18 protein-coding genes and 1 riboswitch are annotated in these 17929 nt (G+C 45.0%); of the genes, 9 read left to right on the top strand and 9 right to left on the bottom strand.

Features of this window, described 5'->3' with window-relative positions:
• The 3 genes from AS29_RS21750 to AS29_RS10630 form a co-directional block, all read right to left on the bottom strand.
• Positions 1-194 (bottom strand): hypothetical protein (locus AS29_RS21750; RefSeq protein WP_035410727.1); only part of this gene is annotated, 194 nt, incomplete at its 3' end.
• Positions 195-242: 48 nt separating this feature from the next.
• On the bottom strand, positions 243-551 hold the full coding sequence (locus tag AS29_RS10635) for a metal-sulfur cluster assembly factor (protein WP_035410724.1): 309 nt from the start codon (positions 549-551) through the stop codon (positions 243-245).
• A gap of 59 nt (positions 552-610) precedes the next feature.
• The gene (locus AS29_RS10630; RefSeq protein WP_035410721.1) at positions 611-1396 is read right to left on the bottom strand and encodes a prolyl oligopeptidase family serine peptidase; all 786 of its coding nucleotides are present in this window, start codon (positions 1394-1396) and stop codon (positions 611-613) included.
• A gap of 161 nt (positions 1397-1557) precedes the next feature.
• Here AS29_RS10630 and AS29_RS10625 point away from each other — a divergent pair, with 161 nt between their 5' ends.
• From AS29_RS10625 to AS29_RS21030, 3 genes are all read left to right on the top strand, one after another.
• Positions 1558-2370 (top strand): Cof-type HAD-IIB family hydrolase, encoded by an 813-nt coding sequence (locus AS29_RS10625; RefSeq protein WP_035410741.1) that lies wholly within the window; start codon positions 1558-1560, stop codon positions 2368-2370.
• 104 nt (positions 2371-2474) lie between these two features.
• A complete protein-coding gene (locus AS29_RS21600) occupies positions 2475-2633 on the top strand; it encodes a hypothetical protein (RefSeq protein ID WP_197491600.1) in 159 nt (52 codons plus the stop codon).
• A 1-nt stretch (position 2634) separates the two neighbouring features.
• Complete coding sequence (locus AS29_RS21030) at positions 2635-2811, top strand: DUF3813 domain-containing protein (protein ID WP_082883815.1); 177 nt, start codon at positions 2635-2637, stop codon at positions 2809-2811.
• A 32-nt stretch (positions 2812-2843) separates the two neighbouring features.
• Here AS29_RS21030 and AS29_RS10620 read toward each other — a convergent pair whose 3' ends face one another.
• Positions 2844-3305 (bottom strand): BsuPI-related putative proteinase inhibitor, encoded by a 462-nt coding sequence (locus tag AS29_RS10620; RefSeq protein WP_051860794.1) that lies wholly within the window; start codon positions 3303-3305, stop codon positions 2844-2846.
• A 10-nt stretch (positions 3306-3315) separates the two neighbouring features.
• Positions 3316-4158 carry a YitT family protein gene (locus tag AS29_RS10615; RefSeq protein WP_035410718.1) on the bottom strand — a complete coding sequence of 281 codons (843 nt, stop codon included), beginning with the start codon at positions 4156-4158 and terminating at the stop codon, positions 3316-3318.
• Positions 4159-4335: 177 nt separating this feature from the next.
• Between AS29_RS10615 and AS29_RS10610 the strand changes: the two genes are divergently transcribed.
• Positions 4336-5193: a DegV family protein gene (locus AS29_RS10610; RefSeq protein WP_035410715.1), complete on the top strand. Its 858-nt coding sequence runs from the start codon at positions 4336-4338 to the stop codon at positions 5191-5193.
• A 63-nt stretch (positions 5194-5256) separates the two neighbouring features.
• Positions 5257-5388 carry a DUF3941 domain-containing protein gene (locus tag AS29_RS21025; protein ID WP_082883813.1) on the top strand — a complete coding sequence of 44 codons (132 nt, stop codon included), beginning with the start codon at positions 5257-5259 and terminating at the stop codon, positions 5386-5388.
• A gap of 35 nt (positions 5389-5423) precedes the next feature.
• Here the strand turns inward: AS29_RS21025 and AS29_RS10605 are convergent, their stop codons facing one another.
• The 4 genes from AS29_RS10605 to AS29_RS10590 form a co-directional block, all read right to left on the bottom strand.
• Positions 5424-6446 (bottom strand): hypothetical protein, encoded by a 1023-nt coding sequence (locus tag AS29_RS10605; RefSeq protein ID WP_035410712.1) that lies wholly within the window; start codon positions 6444-6446, stop codon positions 5424-5426.
• 120 nt (positions 6447-6566) lie between these two features.
• Positions 6567-8219 carry a methyl-accepting chemotaxis protein gene (locus tag AS29_RS10600; protein ID WP_035410709.1) on the bottom strand — a complete coding sequence of 551 codons (1653 nt, stop codon included), beginning with the start codon at positions 8217-8219 and terminating at the stop codon, positions 6567-6569.
• A complete protein-coding gene (locus AS29_RS10595; protein ID WP_035410706.1) occupies positions 8216-9175 on the bottom strand; it encodes a BMP family lipoprotein in 960 nt (319 codons plus the stop codon). Before AS29_RS10595 ends, AS29_RS10600 begins: the two co-directional genes overlap by 4 nt.
• A gap of 100 nt (positions 9176-9275) precedes the next feature.
• Positions 9276-10130 carry a CvfB family protein gene (locus tag AS29_RS10590; RefSeq protein WP_035410704.1) on the bottom strand — a complete coding sequence of 285 codons (855 nt, stop codon included), beginning with the start codon at positions 10128-10130 and terminating at the stop codon, positions 9276-9278.
• 117 nt (positions 10131-10247) lie between these two features.
• Between AS29_RS10590 and AS29_RS10585 the strand changes: the two genes are divergently transcribed.
• The 4 genes from AS29_RS10585 (at position 10248) to AS29_RS10570 (ending at position 17472) form a co-directional block, all read left to right on the top strand.
• Entirely contained in the window at positions 10248-10739 is a 492-nt protein-coding gene (locus AS29_RS10585) for a YajQ family cyclic di-GMP-binding protein (RefSeq protein WP_035410702.1), read from the top strand.
• A gap of 333 nt (positions 10740-11072) precedes the next feature.
• A riboswitch (SAM riboswitch) is annotated at positions 11073-11185 on the top strand.
• A gap of 64 nt (positions 11186-11249) precedes the next feature.
• Complete coding sequence (locus AS29_RS10580; RefSeq protein ID WP_035410698.1) at positions 11250-13106, top strand: bifunctional homocysteine S-methyltransferase/methylenetetrahydrofolate reductase; 1857 nt, start codon at positions 11250-11252, stop codon at positions 13104-13106.
• A complete protein-coding gene (metH, locus tag AS29_RS10575; protein ID WP_035410695.1) occupies positions 13090-16500 on the top strand; it encodes a methionine synthase in 3411 nt (1136 codons plus the stop codon). The genes AS29_RS10580 and metH overlap by 17 nt, the downstream gene beginning before the upstream one ends.
• 102 nt (positions 16501-16602) lie before the next feature.
• Complete coding sequence (locus tag AS29_RS10570; protein ID WP_035410692.1) at positions 16603-17472, top strand: SDR family oxidoreductase; 870 nt, start codon at positions 16603-16605, stop codon at positions 17470-17472.
• Positions 17473-17929 lie beyond the last annotated feature (457 nt).

The following is a 17929-nucleotide window of genomic DNA, read 5'->3' as shown; positions in this document are numbered from 1 at the left end:
TGTCCGATATCCTTGCGAATGTCCGATATTTCAAGGCTAGTGGCCGATATCCTGGGCTGAATGTCCGATATCTCAATCTGAGTGAGCGATATCCCTTCTTTAGTGTCCGATATCCTCGCGAATGTCCGATATATTAAGGGCATTGACCGATATACACCCCAAAGAGCATCACCAGCATCACTCTGTTCCGACAAAAAAAGCACCTCCTGCCAATAAGGCAAGCGGTGCTTGTACTAGATAGATCAGGTAATGCCCAGCGCAATTTTTGCGTAGCGTGACATGCGGTCTTTGGACCACGGCGGATTCCAGACAATGTTCACTTCGGTTTCTTTTACTTCCGGGATATCGCCAAGTGCAATTTTCACTTGGTCTACGATTGTTCCAGCGAGCGGGCAGCCCATGGATGTCAGGGTCATGGTGACAGTAGTTGCACCCGCTTCATCCATTTCAACATCGTATACGAGGCCGAGGTTGACGATATCGATTCCAAGTTCAGGATCGACGACTTGTTCAAGCGCGCCCATGAGATTTTCTTTTAATGCTTCTTCCATTTTGGTTCACTCCTTCATTCAGTGCCTATTTCCGCATTATAACGGACTTTGCTTAATTGTTAAACCCGCGTGCTCAGGGAAAGGTGAGTCTCGAACCAATTTACAAGTCCAAGCAAGCCCTCTCTGGATACTTTATGGTCGGCATTCGGATCCCGAATAAACTGAATGTTGTCCGGATTGGCCTCGTAGGCAGACCGAATGTCCTCATAAAACGCCCATGTCGGCTTGAAAGGTACGACTTGGTCTTTTTCTCCATGCCAGAACAGGAGCGGACGTTCATTTAGACTCTCTTTATGTAAGCTCAGATCAAATGGCTCGAGCGATTGCATTTTCGCTTCCAGATCTTCGTCTGAAATTGGCAGGACATGCCCTGCATCTCTCAAATAGTCCACCTGTTTTCGTAAAAAGTGGACGTAGTGGGGACTGCCCATTAAGCTGACTCCTGCGGTAATCCATTGATATTGGGTAAGTGCCCCAAGCGTAACAATTCCACCCATAGAGGTTCCGGATACGCCAATTCTGGATTCATCAATCAATCCCTCATTCAGAAAGAAATCCTTGATCGCCTTCAGTTCATGAATGGTATTCATTACGATGTCCCAAAAGCGGACGTTCAATTCCATTGGCGGCATGGATTCTGATCGTTCACCATGATATAAGGCTTCCGGAAGGACAACTCTGGCTCCTTTTTCAGCGAGCAGGTATGCATAGTGCAAATTGTGTTCCTTTGCACTTGTAAAACCGTGCACAAAAAGCACAAACGGTGTTTGCTCATTTTTCAGCTCTTCTTTAACAACATGCAGACTTGGTACTCCGCCCGCGATTATTCTCTCCACAATGACCACTAAAGCATCCTCCTTGTTGTGCTAACACCTTATCTGAATATAGTGTATCATGCTTTTGGTTTCTTTTAAAAAAATCCGCAGTCTTTAGAATTCGTTAAGACTGGAGTATTTTTGATATAATAACCATAGGGACTAAGAAAATGATGATTAAGGGAGAACTTATGGATAACAAACCTTATTTGATTGCATTGGACTTAGATGGAACACTTTTGCGCGATGATAAAACGATTTCCAGCTACTCAAAGGAAATCATACAAAAAGCAAGGGCAGCCGGGCACATTGTTTGCATCGCCACAGGCAGGCCTTACCGTTCAAGCTCGCTTTATTACAGAGAGCTTGCACTGGATACTCCGATTGTTAATTTTAATGGAGCGTTCGTTCATCACCCAAAGGATGACAGCTGGGGTATGTTTCATACGACTCTTGAGCTTGATGTCGTTCAGGAAATTGTAAAAACTGCGGATAAACACGGTGTACATAATATGCTTGCTGAGGTTAAGGACCGCGTTTATTTCCATAAACATGATGAGCGGCTTCTGGATGTGTTCAGCATGGGCGATCCTGAAATGACGATTGGCCATCTTGGCGAAACGCTCGGTGAGGATGTTACGAGTATTCTCATCCACGCTGAAGAGCAAAACGTAGATAAGATCCGTTCTTATTTATCAGACGTTCATGCAGAAGTGGTTGAGCACCGGAGATGGGCAGCGCCATGGCACGTCATTGAAATTATTAAAGCCGGCATGAATAAAGCGGTCGGACTGAAAAAGCTTACAGATCACTTTGGTATTCCTCCTGAGCGTGTGATTGCGTTTGGAGATGAAGATAACGATTTGGAGATGCTCGAGTTTGCCGGCCAGGGTGTCGCGATGGGAAATGCGATTGATATTGTAAAAGAAACGGCCAACAAAGAAACGCTATCCAATATGGATGATGGAGTTGCGGTTTATTTGAAAAAAGAATTGGATTTATAAGCGTAAATTCCCACCCATAAGATAGTGGATTAAGCTAAAGATAAAAGGGATTCCTTCGTTCTGGAGGAGTCCCTTTTATTCTAAACCCTGAGGAGCTGGTAATGATGGGCAGCGGAAAATCGAGACGTTTTATTCAGCAAGGAAAAAATGCGGTTGCTCTGCACGATGAACGCATTCCTTACCATTTGACAATGGCCGAAGCAGAAGAACAGGTCAGCCGCAAGCAGGAACAAGCGGAAGATCTTTCTCTCGGAGGGTTTTAAGATGGGGAATAAATTATTTCAAAAAGCGCGGGAATCCGTAAATGAAGCTGCTCCTCACGATCAGGCCTCCATCGATCGTGCTAAAAATGCCCTATCTTCTGCTTATGCCAACAGTTCTGAGGCTGAAAAAGCCCAGCTTCAGGAGTTTCAGCAGGATTTAGAAAGCCGCACGGAGTAAATGAAAACCGCCCTTACCCGGGCGGTTTTCATTTACGATTCAGGTATTTCCAGTGTGCCTTTTGCCGTCAAAGTCTCTCCGCCTTTTTCTTTTCCAAGGAATACTGCTATCACCTTATATTCGCCAGGTGAGACCTTTTTATCATATCCCCAAACTTCCTGATATACCTTTTTCTCCCCGGGCTCGAGTGCTATTTCTCTTAAAGCCTGCGTAAACATCTTACCTTTGGAATATTTGTACATTTCCTTTCCTTCAGAATCCAGCACGGTCAGTTCATAGGTTTGTCCAGTCTGAAAGGAAAAGGTTTTTTTTATGTCCGTATCATTTTGGATGATTAGCTTTAAAACAGCCTGATCAGCACTTCCCTCCGCTGATGCTTTCAATAGTACCTGATTTGTTTTCTCCATCGGTGCAGTCACCTCTTTTCCTTCATCCGTCTTATTGGTGCAGGCTGAGAGCAGGATTATGCACAGAAACAGGAGCGTTTTTTTCATTATACACCTCTTAGTCTTTTCGGAAGGAACCGACAATCCCTGTTGTTTCCACGATATTGGTAAAGGCATGGGGATCCACTTCCTGAATGGTTTTTTCAAGGTCATACAGCTCGTATCTTGTGATGACCATTACCAGCATTTCCTTTGTTTCGTTTGTAAAACCGCCTTTTGCGGGAACTGCTGTAATTCCCCGTACCAGCTTGGCATGAATTGCTTTTTTTAATTCCTCACTCTTTTTCGTTACGATCATAGCTGTCAATTTTTCATATCTGGTATGAATAGCATCAATGACGCGAGTGGATGCATAAAGAGCAACTAAAGTGTATAGGGCTTTTTCCCACCCGAACAATACGCCCGCTGAGAAGATAATGACGGCATTCAGCATGAAAAAATACGTGCCGACAGGCTTGTCCTTCATCCTGGACAGCACCATGGCGACAATATCCAGCCCCCCTGTGGAAGCACCGTATTTTAGTGTTAAACCGACACCTACCGCGGCAATGACACCGCCAAATACAGCATTAAGCAATATGTCCCCCGAAATTCCCTGAAGCGGGATGAATCCGAGAAAAACAGTTGTAGCAGCTACGCTTATTATACTGTAAATGGTAAACGACTTACCAACCATCTTCCAGCCTAAAAAGAATACCGGGATGTTGAGTAGAAGCAGCAGGATCCCTGTGGAAACGTTAAACGGCGTATACCGGGTCAGTATATTTGAAATGAGCTGCGCGACGCCGGTAAATCCGCTTGCATACACTTTTGCGGGGATTAGGAACAAATTCAGCGCAATTGCATTCAGCAGCGCCCCGAAAATGACGACGATAATTTTTCTGGATTCTTCTTTAATCATTATTGGATACCTCCCGAGACGATGTTCTTATTTTGGTTTACCCCATTTATGCGTTTCCAAATACATTGTTTGTCAAGGCTTGCTCCTTGCTATACAATGTGTAGTGAATTTATTCGTATTCTTTTTATTTAATATCAAGTAAAATATAGAAAATAATTGAAAAACTGAGGTGTACATATGAACGTTCAAATTATAGCGGACAGTGCAAGCGATCTGCCATTGGATTTTTTCGAGAATACCGGTGTGATCCTCCTTCCTCTTGGAGTTCATCTTAAAGGCGAAGACTATGAAGATTTGCTGACCATTCAATCTAAAGATATTTATGATGAGATGAAAGCAGGACATACGGCTAAAACATCCCAGTGCAACCCGATGACAGTAAAGGAAGTGTTTACGGGGCTTGCAGAAAAAGGCCAAACCGCGCTATACGTAGCTTTTTCTTCTGAACTGTCCGGGACCTATCAGACAGCTGTGATGGTTGCAAATGAAGTGAGGGAGGAATATCCGGACTTCAAGCTTTCAATTATCGATACAAAATGTGCTTCTCTCGGATGCGGACTTGCTGTAAGACGGGCATTGGAGCTTTCCAATGCTGGTCACTCTCTAGATGAAATTGAGGAATCTGTAAAAAACTATGCTGAGCATATGGAGCATCTTTTTACAGTAGATGATCTTGAATATCTGGCACGCGGCGGACGGGTAAGCAAGGCTTCCGCGTTTGTAGGCGGCCTGCTGAATATCAAGCCGCTCCTGCATGTTGAAGACGGGAAACTCATTCCTCTAGAGAAAATCAGAGGGCGCAAAAAGGTTTTCCGCCGGATGGTGGATCTCATGAAGGAACGGGGCCAGGGAATAGATAACCAAGTCATTGCCATCAGCCATGGAGATGACCTTGAAACGGCTGAAGAACTGAAGGCTATGATCCTTGAGGAGTTTTCCCCAAAGGAAGTCTTTATTAATATGATTGGTTCAGCCGTTGGATCCCATTCTGGACCGGGAACGATTGCACTCTTTTTTCTAAACAAGGATCTGTGACATAATCTGAAAGCCTGGCGGTTATCCTAACACCATCTCCATTCGAAAGGAGCGGGATGAAAGATGCCGCAAACAAGTGATAACGATAAAAAGGCGAAAGATAACAACGCAAAAGAGCATGCAAAAAATATGCTCGAAGATCAAAACCGTAAAGCCGGAAAAAAACAGTTTTCCAAAAAAACGGATCATTTGTAAAAGAGACAGCGGGAATTCATCCGCTGTCTCTTTTTTTAATGTTCTTTTGATGCCATTAAATAATCAGGTACAACCGTTATTTTGCTCGGCAGATCTCCAGTTTCCCGGTCATAATACGCAATTTGCAGCTTATAAATCTGTCTGCGGATCGAGTTCCACTCTTCCTGGGAAAGACCGGTTTCTTTAATTTTCTCCGCTAAACGCTTAATATTTTCAGCACTGACGTCTTCGTTATTTGCAAGCCTATGCTTATATTTCAGGATTTCATCCTCAATTTCATGGGAAGGATCGTCCCATGAAAAGTATACGTACTCTTCATTTATGCTTTCAGCAAGGATCGAACGGAGCTTCGTTGCTGTTTTTCTTTTAGCCGTAATGGCGATATCCGTAGCATGGAGGATAATCTGAAAATGCTCTCCATCTTCCTCCCCCTTTAAAACCCTCATATCCTTGGACATGTGCTTATGGAAGATTTTGCTTTGAACCCAGGTTAAAAAGTTAAATTGGTATTGCATCACTTTCGGGGGATCCTCTTCTTTAAATGTAAAATCAGACAAAATCTCCTTCATTTGATCATACACCTGATCAAATTGCCCTTTTTTAATCATAATTTTTATGGTGTCCAGATAATACATGTTGATAATATAAGGTGCTTTAATAATTGGAATCGTAATCACAAGCGACACCACCAAAAAACTCATAATGATGGTAACAGGGAATCCCATCAGTATTTGCATAAAGAAGGAGTGGTGATTACCCGAATAATTTTCCACCCGGGTGGTCAACCAGCCATTGAATAGCGGGATACCAATCAGCAGGACAGCGGCCATAAGCCTTACCAGGTTAGGATCATCGGGCGCGAGCGGAATAAGGCTTCGGGATGCTTTCGGGAAAATAAATGTGATAGCGACCAGCAGCCAATAAAAAGAGAGCACTCCAATCAGGCTCACTTTGGAATCGTCTTTTGAAGGAACCCGGCCAAGAAAAGAGGCAGTCGCAAAGCTGAACAGCTTGCTCAGAGCTTTTGATGCGATGCCAAGAATAAAGTTGATCAACACAGTTGGACCTCTCCTTAAGATGCAGATATCGATACTTTTTCCCTGAATTCAGCCTTGTTAATCTGGGAATTAGAGGGTTTCCGACAAAAAAAGCCCCCCAAAAAAGGGGAGCTTTCATCCTTATTTAATCGTAAATTGAGCAAGTGTAATATTCAAATCATCTGTCAGCACTCTCAGCTCCGTTACTTTAGCTGTCAGTTTTTCAAAAGCCGCAAGCTGTTCAGTTGTGGAAGCGGAAATTTCCTCGCTTCCCGCAGCTGTTTCCTCTACAACCGCGCTGATGCTTTCAACATTATTAAGCACCTTGCCGCCTAAATCCTTTGAATTCACAAGGCCAGTGTTTAATAAACTCAACTCTTCTGATATATCATTCATAGCTTTCTCGATATCCATAAAGGTCTGGGTTGTCTCCATCATGGTATCCTCCTGCTTATGGGCAAGATTCATGCCTCCGTCAACAGCGGCTGAAACTTCAGTAATGCCTTTTTTGATCATGGCGGCCATATCAAAAATCTGATGAGTAGAACTGGCAGATTGTTCAGCGAGCTTTCTTACTTCCTCCGCCACAACAGCAAAGCCTTTTCCAGCTTCACCCGCTCTTGCTGCTTCAATGGCTGCATTAAGGGCAAGCAAATTGGTTTGATCCGCTATCCCTGATACGATTTTTGCCATGTCTTCAATTTTAGCTGTATAGCCTGCAAATTCCATGGAGGTTTTTTGGATATATTCGCTTGCTTCCAGGTTGCTCCTAATCAGCGATTTCTGATTATCAATTGCGGCCTTGCCTGTGTGAACAGCCTCCTGTGCAATCTTTCCATGATTAAAGACAAGGTTGCTTGTCTCAACGTTCTTTTGAAAACTGCGGTCCATCTCATCAATCAGGTTGACAGCATCCTGCAGATCCTCAGATATGGATTGCGAACCTGCGGACAATTCATCAGTTGAAACCGCCACCTGGTTGCTGATTTCGGTTAGTGCACGGTTATCGGTCTCAAGCTGCTTCGCAAACCCCTCGACATCCTTGCTCACACTGTCGATGGAGAAAAGGAGGGCCTTTAGCTGATTGGTCATTTGTCCAAACGCTTCATTTAAAACGCCAATTTCATCCTTCCCTTTATACGGAACTTCTTCCACCAAAAGATTTCCTTCAGTAATTTGCTTCGCATTTTCTGAAAGTTTTTTGAGCGGTTTCGTAATCCTGGATGTAATCCGGACTGCAATTACCGCGGAAACGATTAACAGAAGAAGACTCCCGATTATGGCTGAAAAAATAACAAAGGTAATTTGGTTTTTTAAATCTTTTTGAAGCGCATCATAATAAGCTTTGGATTGATCATTCAGCATATAGATGTCATTTTGAATGCCTTCAATTCGGATGGATTGGCGCTTTGCCTCAGCTGAGTTTTTGGATTGCAGAGCGGCCATTGCTTCCGGCTTCCAAGCCTCATATTTTTGCTTAGCACGGGTAAATAATACTGCGTCTGTATCCTTCCCCAGTCTTTTGTCCAAGCTCGAAATTCGATTTTCTACTTTTTTCATTCCTAGCAGTGACTCATCCTTTTGCGCATCTGTTAAAGAAAACGAGAAGTTGCTGATGCTTTGTTTAAGACCGTTCATATCGGCATCAAGCTGCTGAACATCCATCATAATCGGAACATAATCCTGGTTGGAGGATTGAATGGAAAGCATACTTATAATGATGAAAACGATCAGTCCGGCAGCGAGCCCCATCATCCCCAAAATATTGATCATCAGGCGTTTGCGTATCGTCATTTTGCTGTCCCTCCGAATTCTTGGATCATACTGTCCAGCTTGCTTTGCTCTTCAGAAGACAGTTCCAAAATGCGAATTGGAGCCAGGGCGACACCATTTTCTGCAATGCCGAATTCCACATGCCCTTCAGGCAGCTTCCCGCTTTTCTTGTAATTCTTTATCATTTCATAAATGGCAACATCTACGTTTTTCAGCATCGATGTAATAACCGCTTTTTCTGCATAGAAATATTGGTCACTGTCCACTCCGATTCCATATACACCCTGTCTTTGCGCCTCTTTTAGCACACCTACCCCAGTAAATCCGGCGGCAGCATACAAAAGATCTGCATCCTCTTTAATTAAATCGGAGGCGAGCTTTGCTCCGAGTTTATCATCTCCGAAATTCTCGGCAAAAACGGATTTCACTTGAACTTCCGGATTAATCGCCATGGCTCCTTTTTGAAAGCCATCTAAAAATTTTCGGATCAGCGGGACGTCCGCTCCTCCAACGAAGCCAATTACAGCTGACTTTGATTTCATGGCTGCAAGCGCTCCTGCTAAATAGCTTCCCTCATCTTCCTTAAAGGTCAGGGATGTAATATTTTTTAGCTCCGATACCGCATCAATCAGAATAAAGCGCTGTTTCGGATACTGTTTGGCTACTTTTTCAAGATCCTCCTGAACCATAAAACCGAGGCCGACCACCACATCATTTCCTGCTTTGACTAAATCCTCTAAACCTTTTTCATAGGTTTTCGAATCTTTTAATTCTTTATAATCAAATTGAATGCCCAGCTCATCTCTTGATTTCTGCAGCCCTCTGAACGCAGAGTCACTGAAGGATTGATCTCCAAGTCCGACATCCGATAGCATAATGCCCACTTTCATTTTCTTTTCCGTTGAACTTTGGACAGGCTGCTGCATGCATCCTGCCAGAAGCATCAAACAAAAAAGGATGGATATATATTTTCGCAAAATGGTACTCCCCTTTTATCTATTTATAACTACACCTACTTTATCGGCAATTTTAGAGAGGAGTTAATATGTCCAAAAAAAGAGCACAAGCCGGCTTGGCTTATTGCTCTTTTGCGAAATATGTCCATCCATTTTCCTGATAGACTCTTCTTTCTTTCATAAGTTGGCCGAGTGCCCGTTTGAATGCAGCCTTGCTCATTCCAAACCGTTCTTTAATGTCCTCTGGATCTGATTTATCCCAATACGGCATAGCTCCGTTTCTAAGACCCATGTAGTCCAGAATTTTTTCCGCATCCGAACTCATTGCATCCTGCTTCCTTGGCAGAAGAGACACATTAATGGACCCGTCTTCCTTCACATCAATCACTCTGCCCTCAACCAGTTCCCCAAGACGCGGTTCCCTTGTCATTTGGCTAGAGTGAATAAACCCTTTATAGCCTTCTACAGAAATAAAGAAGCAGCCCGCTTCAATATGGCGGTATACATGGCCAGAAACACTCTTATTAAAAACCTCGCGCGTCGCCTGAACAAATTTTTCGCTTATGATATCCTCTGATGCCAATCTTGCAAAAAAGCGCCCATTTTCAGTAATTCTCATCGTACAATAGAGATGATCTCCCTTTTCAGGCCAAATCAGCCGATCCTCAGGCAGAATATCGTTCGCTATAAGGGCATCCTTCGAAAGACCAATATTCACAAATACACCCATGTGATCCACTGCATCCATCGCTTCTACCCAGCCGTATTCTCCTTCACGGAGAGTCGGCATCTTCATTGTTGCAGCCAATCTGCTCTCATAATCAAGGTAAAGAAATACATCGACAAAATCTTTATCTTCAATTGGCTCCGTTATTTCACTGTCATGAAGAAGAACTCTCGTCTCCCCATCCGTCAGGAAATACCCGAAATCCAAACGCTCATCAATTTCCAATCGTTCATATGTGCCTGCTCTCACAAGTCACCTAACCTTTCTGTACCTCGTACATGTTGTATGGCATGTTTAATTCTACTATAATCAATACATAAAGTGAAACTTCCCTTTACTGGAGGGTTTCATTCGGGAGGAATGTCCATGTCTAAGGAAAACTCATTTGACATCGTTTCAAAGGTTGAATTGCCGGAAGTTCAGAATGCCATTGTTGTAGCTTTAAAGGAAGTTCAAAACCGCTATGACTTCAAAGGAAGCAAAAGCGATATTAAACTTGAAAAAGAAGAGCTTGTTCTAGTATCCGACGATGACTACAAACTCGAACAGCTGAAAGATGTACTCATCAGCAAACTAATCCGCCGTGAAGTACCGGTAAAGAACATTCAGTACGGCAAAGTAGAAGGTGCATCAGGCGGCACAGTACGCCAGCGCGGCAAGCTGGTTCAAGGGATCGATAAGGACAATGCAAAGCGTATTAATACGATCATTAAAAACTCCGGACTGAAAGTGAAATCCCAGGTTCAGGATGACCAGGTGCGCGTCACCGGAAAAAACCGTGATGATTTGCAGCAGGTGATCGCCGCGATCAGACAGGCTGAACTTCCAATCGATGTGCAATTTATTAATTACCGATAATTTTTGTAGTGGACCGCTTTGGGTGAGCGGTCTTTTTTATTGGTTTTGGGATATTTTTTGCAGGTTCGCATTGATTTCGGATAGTCAGCAATTACCTTAGATAGTCAGCAATTCTTTTAAAAAAGTCAGCAATTATCTCAGTAAAGTCAGCAATTACCATCCCCCCCAGCATTCCCCTTTACATTCAGTACCTTCAGTGACCTCCTGAATTCATTCCCTGTTCATCCGCCCCATATTTAAGACCGTTTTGTAAAAAACCTCCCCTTCCCCCTTGAATGTTTTCGAAAAATTAGGTAAATTGGGAGTAATCTATTTTTAAACAACTCCATATCGTTCTTATCAAGAGAAGCTGAGGGACTGGCCCGATGACGCTTCAGCAACCGGTCATGCAAGCGCGCGTGCCAAGGTGCTAAATCCAGCTAAGCGTTTTGCTTGGAAGATAAGAAGAAGTCCGAATGTTAAAGCCTTCTTCTATAAGAGGGCTTTTTATTTTTAGAGGGGGTATCAGCAGTGGGTTTTCTAGAGGATTTACAAAATGAAATTTTAATAGCGGACGGGGCGATGGGGACCCTTCTATACTCCCATGGGATTGACCGATGTTTTGAAGAATTGAATCTGTCAAACCCTGATCAGGTCCAGAGCATCCATGAGGCATACATCAACGCTGGTGCACGGGTTATTCAAACGAACACATACGGCGGAAATCATATTAAACTATCCCGCTATGGACTAGAAGATGATATCAGGGCCATCAATTCGAAAGCGGCCAGGCTTGCAAGAAAGGCAGCAGGCAGCCAGGCCTATGTTCTCGCCACAATGGGCGGAGTCCGTGCTTTCAAAAAAAGCTCCCATACACTGGATGAGCTGAAACGCAGCTTCCGCGAGCAGCTATATGTCCTTCTGAATGAAGACATTGATGGACTTCTGCTTGAAACCTTTTACGATTTGGAAGAGCTGAAAACGGTTCTTGAAATTGCGAGAAAAGAAACCAGTAAGCCGATTGTCGCCAATGTTTCACTGCATGAGACAGGGGTGCTGCAGGATGGAACACCTCTTGAAAAAGGCTTAAAAGAATTGGAAGCACTCGGCGCAGATGCAGTCGGCCTGAACTGCAGGCTTGGGCCGTATCATATGCTCGAATCACTTGAAGAGGTTCCGCTCCTTGAAAAGGCGTTTCTCTCTGTCTACCCAAATGGCAGTCTTCCATCTGTGGAAGAAGGAAGACTCGTTTATGAATCGGACGAAGGCTATTTTGCAGAAAGCGCCCTAGCCTTCCGTAACCAAGGCGCAAGACTGATCGGCGGCTGCTGCGGTACGACGCCTAAACATATAAAAGCGATGGCTGATGCGCTAAGAGGGCTTGCACCTATCAAGGAAAAGGCAGTTAAGCAGCGGAAGCCCGTAACCGTTCATGAACGGCTGGAGCCTGCCTATCCCCCGCTCCACCAGATTGTGAAGGAGCGCAGGTCTGTTATCGTCGAACTGGATCCTCCGAAAACGCTCAGTTTGGAAAAGTTTTTTAAAGGAGCTGAAGAGCTGAAAAAGACCGGTATCGACAGTATCACACTTGCTGACAATTCACTTGCTTCACCGAGAGTCAGCAATGCGGCGGTTGGAACACAGTTAAAGGAAAAGCATGATATGAGGCCTCTTATTCACCTCACCTGCCGCGACCGGAATTTGATCGGCCTTCAATCGCATCTAATGGGACTCCATTCCCTTGGACTTACGGACGTATTGGCGATTACTGGCGATCCATCTAAAATTGGGGATTTCCCGGGGGCTACCTCCGTTTATGATCTTTCATCCTTCGACTTGATTTCACTGATCAAGCAGTTCAATGAAGGGTTATCCTACTCAGGAAAAGCACTCGGCGGCAAAACGAATTTCACTGTGGCAGGAGCCTTCAATCCGAATGTCCGCCATTTAGATAAAGCAGCAGAACGCCTGGAGAAAAAAATTGCCTGCGGAGCGGATTATTTTATCTCTCAGCCGATTTATTCCATCCAGCAGATGGAAGAGGTGCATGACGCGGTCAAGCATCTGCCTGCACCGCTGTATATCGGGATCATGCCGTTGACAAGCAGCCGGAACGCCGAATTTATCCATCATGAAATCCCAGGCATCAAGCTTTCAGACAGCATTCGCGAAACGATGGCAAAAGCAGGCACTGATCCTCTTCAATCAAAAAAAGAAGGCATTGCAATTGCAAAAGACCTGATTGATGCCGCTTTTGACTTATTTAACGGCATTTATCTGATTACACCGTTTTTAAAATACGAATACTCTGTTGAGCTTGCAGAGTACATCCGGGAAAAAGAGAAGCAGCGTTCAGAAAGGGAGTTTTCACATGTCCAGCATTCGTGAACAAATCACAAAAAGAATTCTAGTACTAGACGGAGCAATGGGAACGATGATTCAAGACGCGAATTTAACAGCCGATGATTTTGGCGGAGAGGCTTATGACGGGTGTAATGAGTACTTGACCTTAACCAGGCCTGAGGTCATTTCCCGAATCCATGAAACATATTTGCAGGCTGGGGCCGATATTATTGAAACGAATACGTTCGGCGGAACGGCCATTGTTTTAGATGAATACGAGCTCGGCCACCTTGCTTATGAAATCAATTTCAAGGGGGCACAGCTTGCCAAACAGGCTGCGGAAGCTTTTTCGTCAGCTGAGCGTCCCCGGTATGTCGCAGGCTCCATGGGGCCGACTACCAAAACTTTATCTGTTACAGGCGGCACGACGTTTGACCGGTTAATCGCCAATTATGAAGAGCAGGCGCGGGGGCTGATTGACGGAGGCTCCGATTTGCTTTTGCTTGAAACGAGCCAGGATATGCTCAATGTAAAAGCGGGCTTTCTCGGGATTAAAGAGGCCTTCGCCAAGACCGGCAAGGAGCTTCCGCTGATGGTATCCGGAACGATCGAACCGATGGGTACGACGCTTGCAGGCCAGACAATCGATTCCTTCTATATCTCATTAGAGCACATGAACCCGCTCTCTGTCGGTCTTAACTGTGCAACCGGACCGGAATTTATGACCGATCACATTCGTACTCTCTCGGATATGGCGGGAACAGCAGTCAGCTGTTATCCTAACGCCGGTCTTCCTGATGAAGAAGGAAATTATCATGAATCCCCTTCAACCCTTGCAGCTAAAATAAGGGGATTTGCGGAAAAAGGCTGGCTGAACATTGTCGGCGGCTGCTGCGGAACCACTCCCGCACATATTGAAGCCTTAGCTGAAGCCGTTAAAGACCTTGCACCTCGTCCAGTCAGGGAGCAGCTTAAGCAGCATACCGTTTCCGGGATTGAGCCGCTCGTGTATGACGATTCCATGAGACCGCTATTTGTTGGAGAACGTACGAATGTCATCGGATCCAGGAAATTTAAACGCCTCATCTCCGAACAGAAATTTGAAGAGGCCGCTGAAATCGCCCGGCTTCAAGTGAAAAACGGAGCCCACGTCATTGATATTTGTCTGGCAGATCCGGACCGGGAAGAAAACGAGGATATGGAGCAGTTTATCCAGGAAATCACAAAGAAAATTAAAGTTCCGCTTGTCATTGATTCCACCGATCATATCGTCATAGAGACTGCTTTAAAATATTCACAAGGGAAAGCCATCATTAATTCCATTAACCTTGAGGACGGCGAGGAGCGTTTTGAAGCGGTGCTCCCCCTTGTAAAAAAATACGGTGCTGCTCTTGTAGTTGGAACCATTGATGAAGTTGGAATGGCCACAACAGCCGAAAGAAAACTTGAGATTGCAAAACGATCTCATGAGCTGCTTGTGAACAAACACGGCTTAAAATCCTCCGACATTATTTTTGATCCGCTTGTGTTCCCAGTCGGTACGGGTGATGAACAATACATCGGATCCGCAGCGGAAACCGTCAAAGGCTTGGAACTGATCAAGAAGGAACTTCCTGATTGCCTGACGATTCTCGGGGTCAGCAATGTATCATTCGGTCTTCCTCCGGTAGGGCGTGAAATTTTAAACGCCGTATATTTGTATCACTGTACGAAGGCCGGGCTTGACTATGCGATCGTAAACACCGAAAAACTGGAGCGTTTCGCGAGCATCCCGGCGGAAGAAATCAAGATGGCGGAAGATCTGCTCTTCCATACAACCGATGAAAACCTGGCTCTCTTCACGAACTTTTACCGGGAAAAGAAGAAAACGGTTAAGAAACCGGCGGAAACTCTGACACTGGAAGAGCGTTTGGCCACTTATATAGTAGAAGGAACAAAAGAAGGACTGCTTCCGGATTTGGAGGAAGCCCTTCAGAAATATCCTGACCCGCTTGATATTATTAATGGCCCGTTAATGGATGGCATGGCGGAGGTTGGCGTGCTGTTCAACACGAATCAGCTCATTGTAGCCGAGGTTCTGCAAAGTGCTGAGGTTATGAAAACCTCCGTCTCGTATCTTGAGCCGCACATGGAAATCAAGGATGACAGCGGGAAAGGGAAAATTCTGCTGGCCACCGTAAAAGGTGACGTTCATGATATCGGCAAAAATCTAGTGGAGATAATCTTGAGCAATAACGGGTTTCGAGTTGTCGACCTCGGTATCAAAGTCACACCGCAGGAAATCATCGAAGCTGTCCGCAGGGAAAAACCAGATGTAATTGGCTTATCGGGCCTTCTTGTAAAATCGGCCCAGCAAATGGTTCTGACGGCACAGGATTTAAAGCAGGCTGACATTGAAACTCCGATTATGGTCGGCGGTGCAGCTCTTTCAAGAAAGTTTACGGATTATAAAATTTCTCCTGAATATCAAGGAACCGTGCTGTATGCAAAAGATGCCATGGATGGCCTCTCTTTGGCAAACAGACTGAGGCAAGACCCTGGACAATTTGTGAAAAAAGAAATACCGGAAACCATTACGGTCACAAGAGAGCCATCCTCTGCAGTGGCAACACTATTGGAAAAAAGAAAAACCATAACGGCGGCGGAGCTTCTCAAGCCGGCCGACTGTAAACGGCATGTGGTAAAATCCATCAGTCTTGAGCATATCCTGCCGTACATTAACATGCAAATGCTCCTTGGCCACCATTTAGGGGTTAAAGGAAAAATCAAAGAATTGATTGCAAAAAAAGATGAAAAAACACTGGCACTCAAGCAGCTGATTGAAGACCTGATTGTCCAGGGAAAAGAAGAAAATTGGTTTGAACCCGCTTTTGTGTATCAGTTTTTCCGAGCTCAAAGCGAAGGCAACAAGCTTCACATTTTTTCTGAAGAAGCCGGCTCTCCGCTTGAAACCTTTGATTTCCCGAGACAGGTGAAGCTTCCGAACCGCTGTATCTCAGACTACGTCCGGGAGGAAAGCGAAGGCGAAGACTATGTCTCCTTCTTCGCAGTAACAGCTGGACGCAATGTCAGAAAAGCCGCGAACCGATTTAAGGAACAGGGTGATTACCTGAAGAGCCATGCGGTCCAGGCATTGGCGCTTGAAATGGCAGAGGGCCTTGCTGAACGGACCCATCAGCTCATCCGTGACCGGTGGGGCTTCCCGGACGCAACGGACTTTACAATGGATCAGCGATTCTCAGCTAAGTATCAGGGACAGCGCTACTCATTCGGCTATCCTGCCTGTCCGGATCTCGATGATCAGGCTAAGCTATTCAGACTGATCCGCCCTGAAACGATCGGCATTGAATTGACGGACGGATTTATGATGGAACCGGAAGCATCGGTTTCAGCGATCGTCGTCTCCCATCCCGATGCAAGGTATTTTAATGTCATGTAACAGAGCCGGCGTTTGCCGGTTCTGTTTTTGTAATGTTTTATTTTCCATTCTTGGGGAATCATCAAGTATGAGAGAATCACTGATATATAAGGAGTGGAAAAAATGAGCGGACAAAATGAACAAAAGCAAACGATGCCGGCACAGGAACAGGATGTTCAGCCGGGACAGGAAACCTTGATGAATCCAGCCCCTAAATTTGCTGGTGACTTCTACAAAGGCAGCGGGAAGCTGGAAGGGAAAACTGCTATTATTACTGGCGGAGACAGCGGAATCGGACGCGCCGTAGCCGTATTTTTTGCAAGAGAAGGCGCAGACGTCACCATCGCTTACTTAAATGAACATGATGACGCATCTGAAACGAAGCGTTTAGTGGAAAAGGAAGGCCGCAGCTGCTTTATTATTGCCGGAGATATAGGCGATGAAGGATTTTGCAAACAGGTTGTAAGGGAAACCATCGTCAAATTCGGCAAACTTGATATACTCGTAAACAACGCAGCCGAACAGCATCCACAAGACAATTTCGAAGACATTACAGCTGAACAGCTTGAGCGGACATTTAAAACAAACATCTTCTCCATGTTCCATCTAACAAAAGCATCCCTTCCGCATCTTAAGGAAGGCAGCTCCATCATCAATACAACATCGATTACAGCATACGCCGGCTCACCGGGGCTAATCGACTACTCTGCAACGAAAGGGGCCATCACCTCCTTTACCCGTTCTTTATCAGGCAACCTGATAAAAAAAGGAATTCGTGTGAACGGCGTTGCACCGGGTCCTATTTGGACACCGCTGATTCCATCCACTTTCCCGGAAGATAAGGTTGCCGAGTTTGGTGCGGATACTCCAATGCAAAGACCGGGACAGCCTGAAGAATTGGCACCAAGCTATGTTTACCTGGCAAGCGCAGACTCCACATATGTTACAGGACAGGTCCTGCATGTAAATGGCGGGAAAGTCGTAAACGGTTAATATAAACAGAGATAATTCTCCCATTCTTAGAAGCGGGAGAATTTTTTTGCCTCGAATCGACCTTTATTCGGACGGTTAAATTTATAATTTGGCCGTCCCCTTTTATTTGTCCGCTCGCGCCCTTAATCTGGCCGTTCCGCCTTACAATTTAGCCGTTCTCCCTTCTTATTTAGCCGGTCAGAACCTTTATTTGGCCATCCCCTTTTATTTGTCCGTTCGCGCCCCTTATCTGTCCGCTCCACTTTACAATTTAGCCGTTCTCCCTTCTTATTTAGCCGGTCAGAACCTTTATTTGGCCGTCCCCTTTTTTTGTCCGTTCGCGCCCCTTATCTGTCCGCTCCGCCTTGCAATCTAGACATTCCTCCCACTTATTTAGCCATTTAAGACCATCATTTGAACATTTCATTTTTCAACCATTTCTGACCCCATACAATCTCCCGCTCCCGTGAGCACACAA

The organism is Bacillus sp. SJS, assembly GCF_000732485.2.
In the GTDB taxonomy this organism is placed as follows: Bacteria; Bacillota; Bacilli; order Bacillales; family Bacillaceae; genus Metabacillus_B; species Metabacillus_B sediminis.
Note: the sequence above shows the minus strand (reverse complement) of the source record. Positions and strands in the feature narration are given on the sequence as shown.

Coding starts and splice junctions, on each gene's coding strand:
- AS29_RS10610 (WP_035410715.1), top strand. CDS start 4,336: ATGAACGTTCAAATTATAGCGGACAGTGCAAGCGATCTGCCATTGGAT.
- AS29_RS21600 (WP_197491600.1), top strand. CDS start 2,475: ATGGGCAGCGGAAAATCGAGACGTTTTATTCAGCAAGGAAAAAATGCG.
- AS29_RS10635 (WP_035410724.1), bottom strand. CDS start 551: ATGGAAGAAGCATTAAAAGAAAATCTCATGGGCGCGCTTGAACAAGTC.
- AS29_RS21030 (WP_082883815.1), top strand. CDS start 2,635: ATGGGGAATAAATTATTTCAAAAAGCGCGGGAATCCGTAAATGAAGCT.
- AS29_RS10585 (WP_035410702.1), top strand. CDS start 10,248: ATGTCTAAGGAAAACTCATTTGACATCGTTTCAAAGGTTGAATTGCCG.
- AS29_RS10625 (WP_035410741.1), top strand. CDS start 1,558: ATGGATAACAAACCTTATTTGATTGCATTGGACTTAGATGGAACACTT.
- AS29_RS21025 (WP_082883813.1), top strand. CDS start 5,257: ATGCCGCAAACAAGTGATAACGATAAAAAGGCGAAAGATAACAACGCA.
- AS29_RS10570 (WP_035410692.1), top strand. CDS start 16,603: ATGAGCGGACAAAATGAACAAAAGCAAACGATGCCGGCACAGGAACAG.
- AS29_RS10620 (WP_051860794.1), bottom strand. CDS start 3,305: ATGAAAAAAACGCTCCTGTTTCTGTGCATAATCCTGCTCTCAGCCTGC.
- AS29_RS10615 (WP_035410718.1), bottom strand. CDS start 4,158: ATGATTAAAGAAGAATCCAGAAAAATTATCGTCGTCATTTTCGGGGCG.
- AS29_RS10600 (WP_035410709.1), bottom strand. CDS start 8,219: ATGACGATACGCAAACGCCTGATGATCAATATTTTGGGGATGATGGGG.
- metH (WP_035410695.1), top strand. CDS start 13,090: ATGTCCAGCATTCGTGAACAAATCACAAAAAGAATTCTAGTACTAGAC.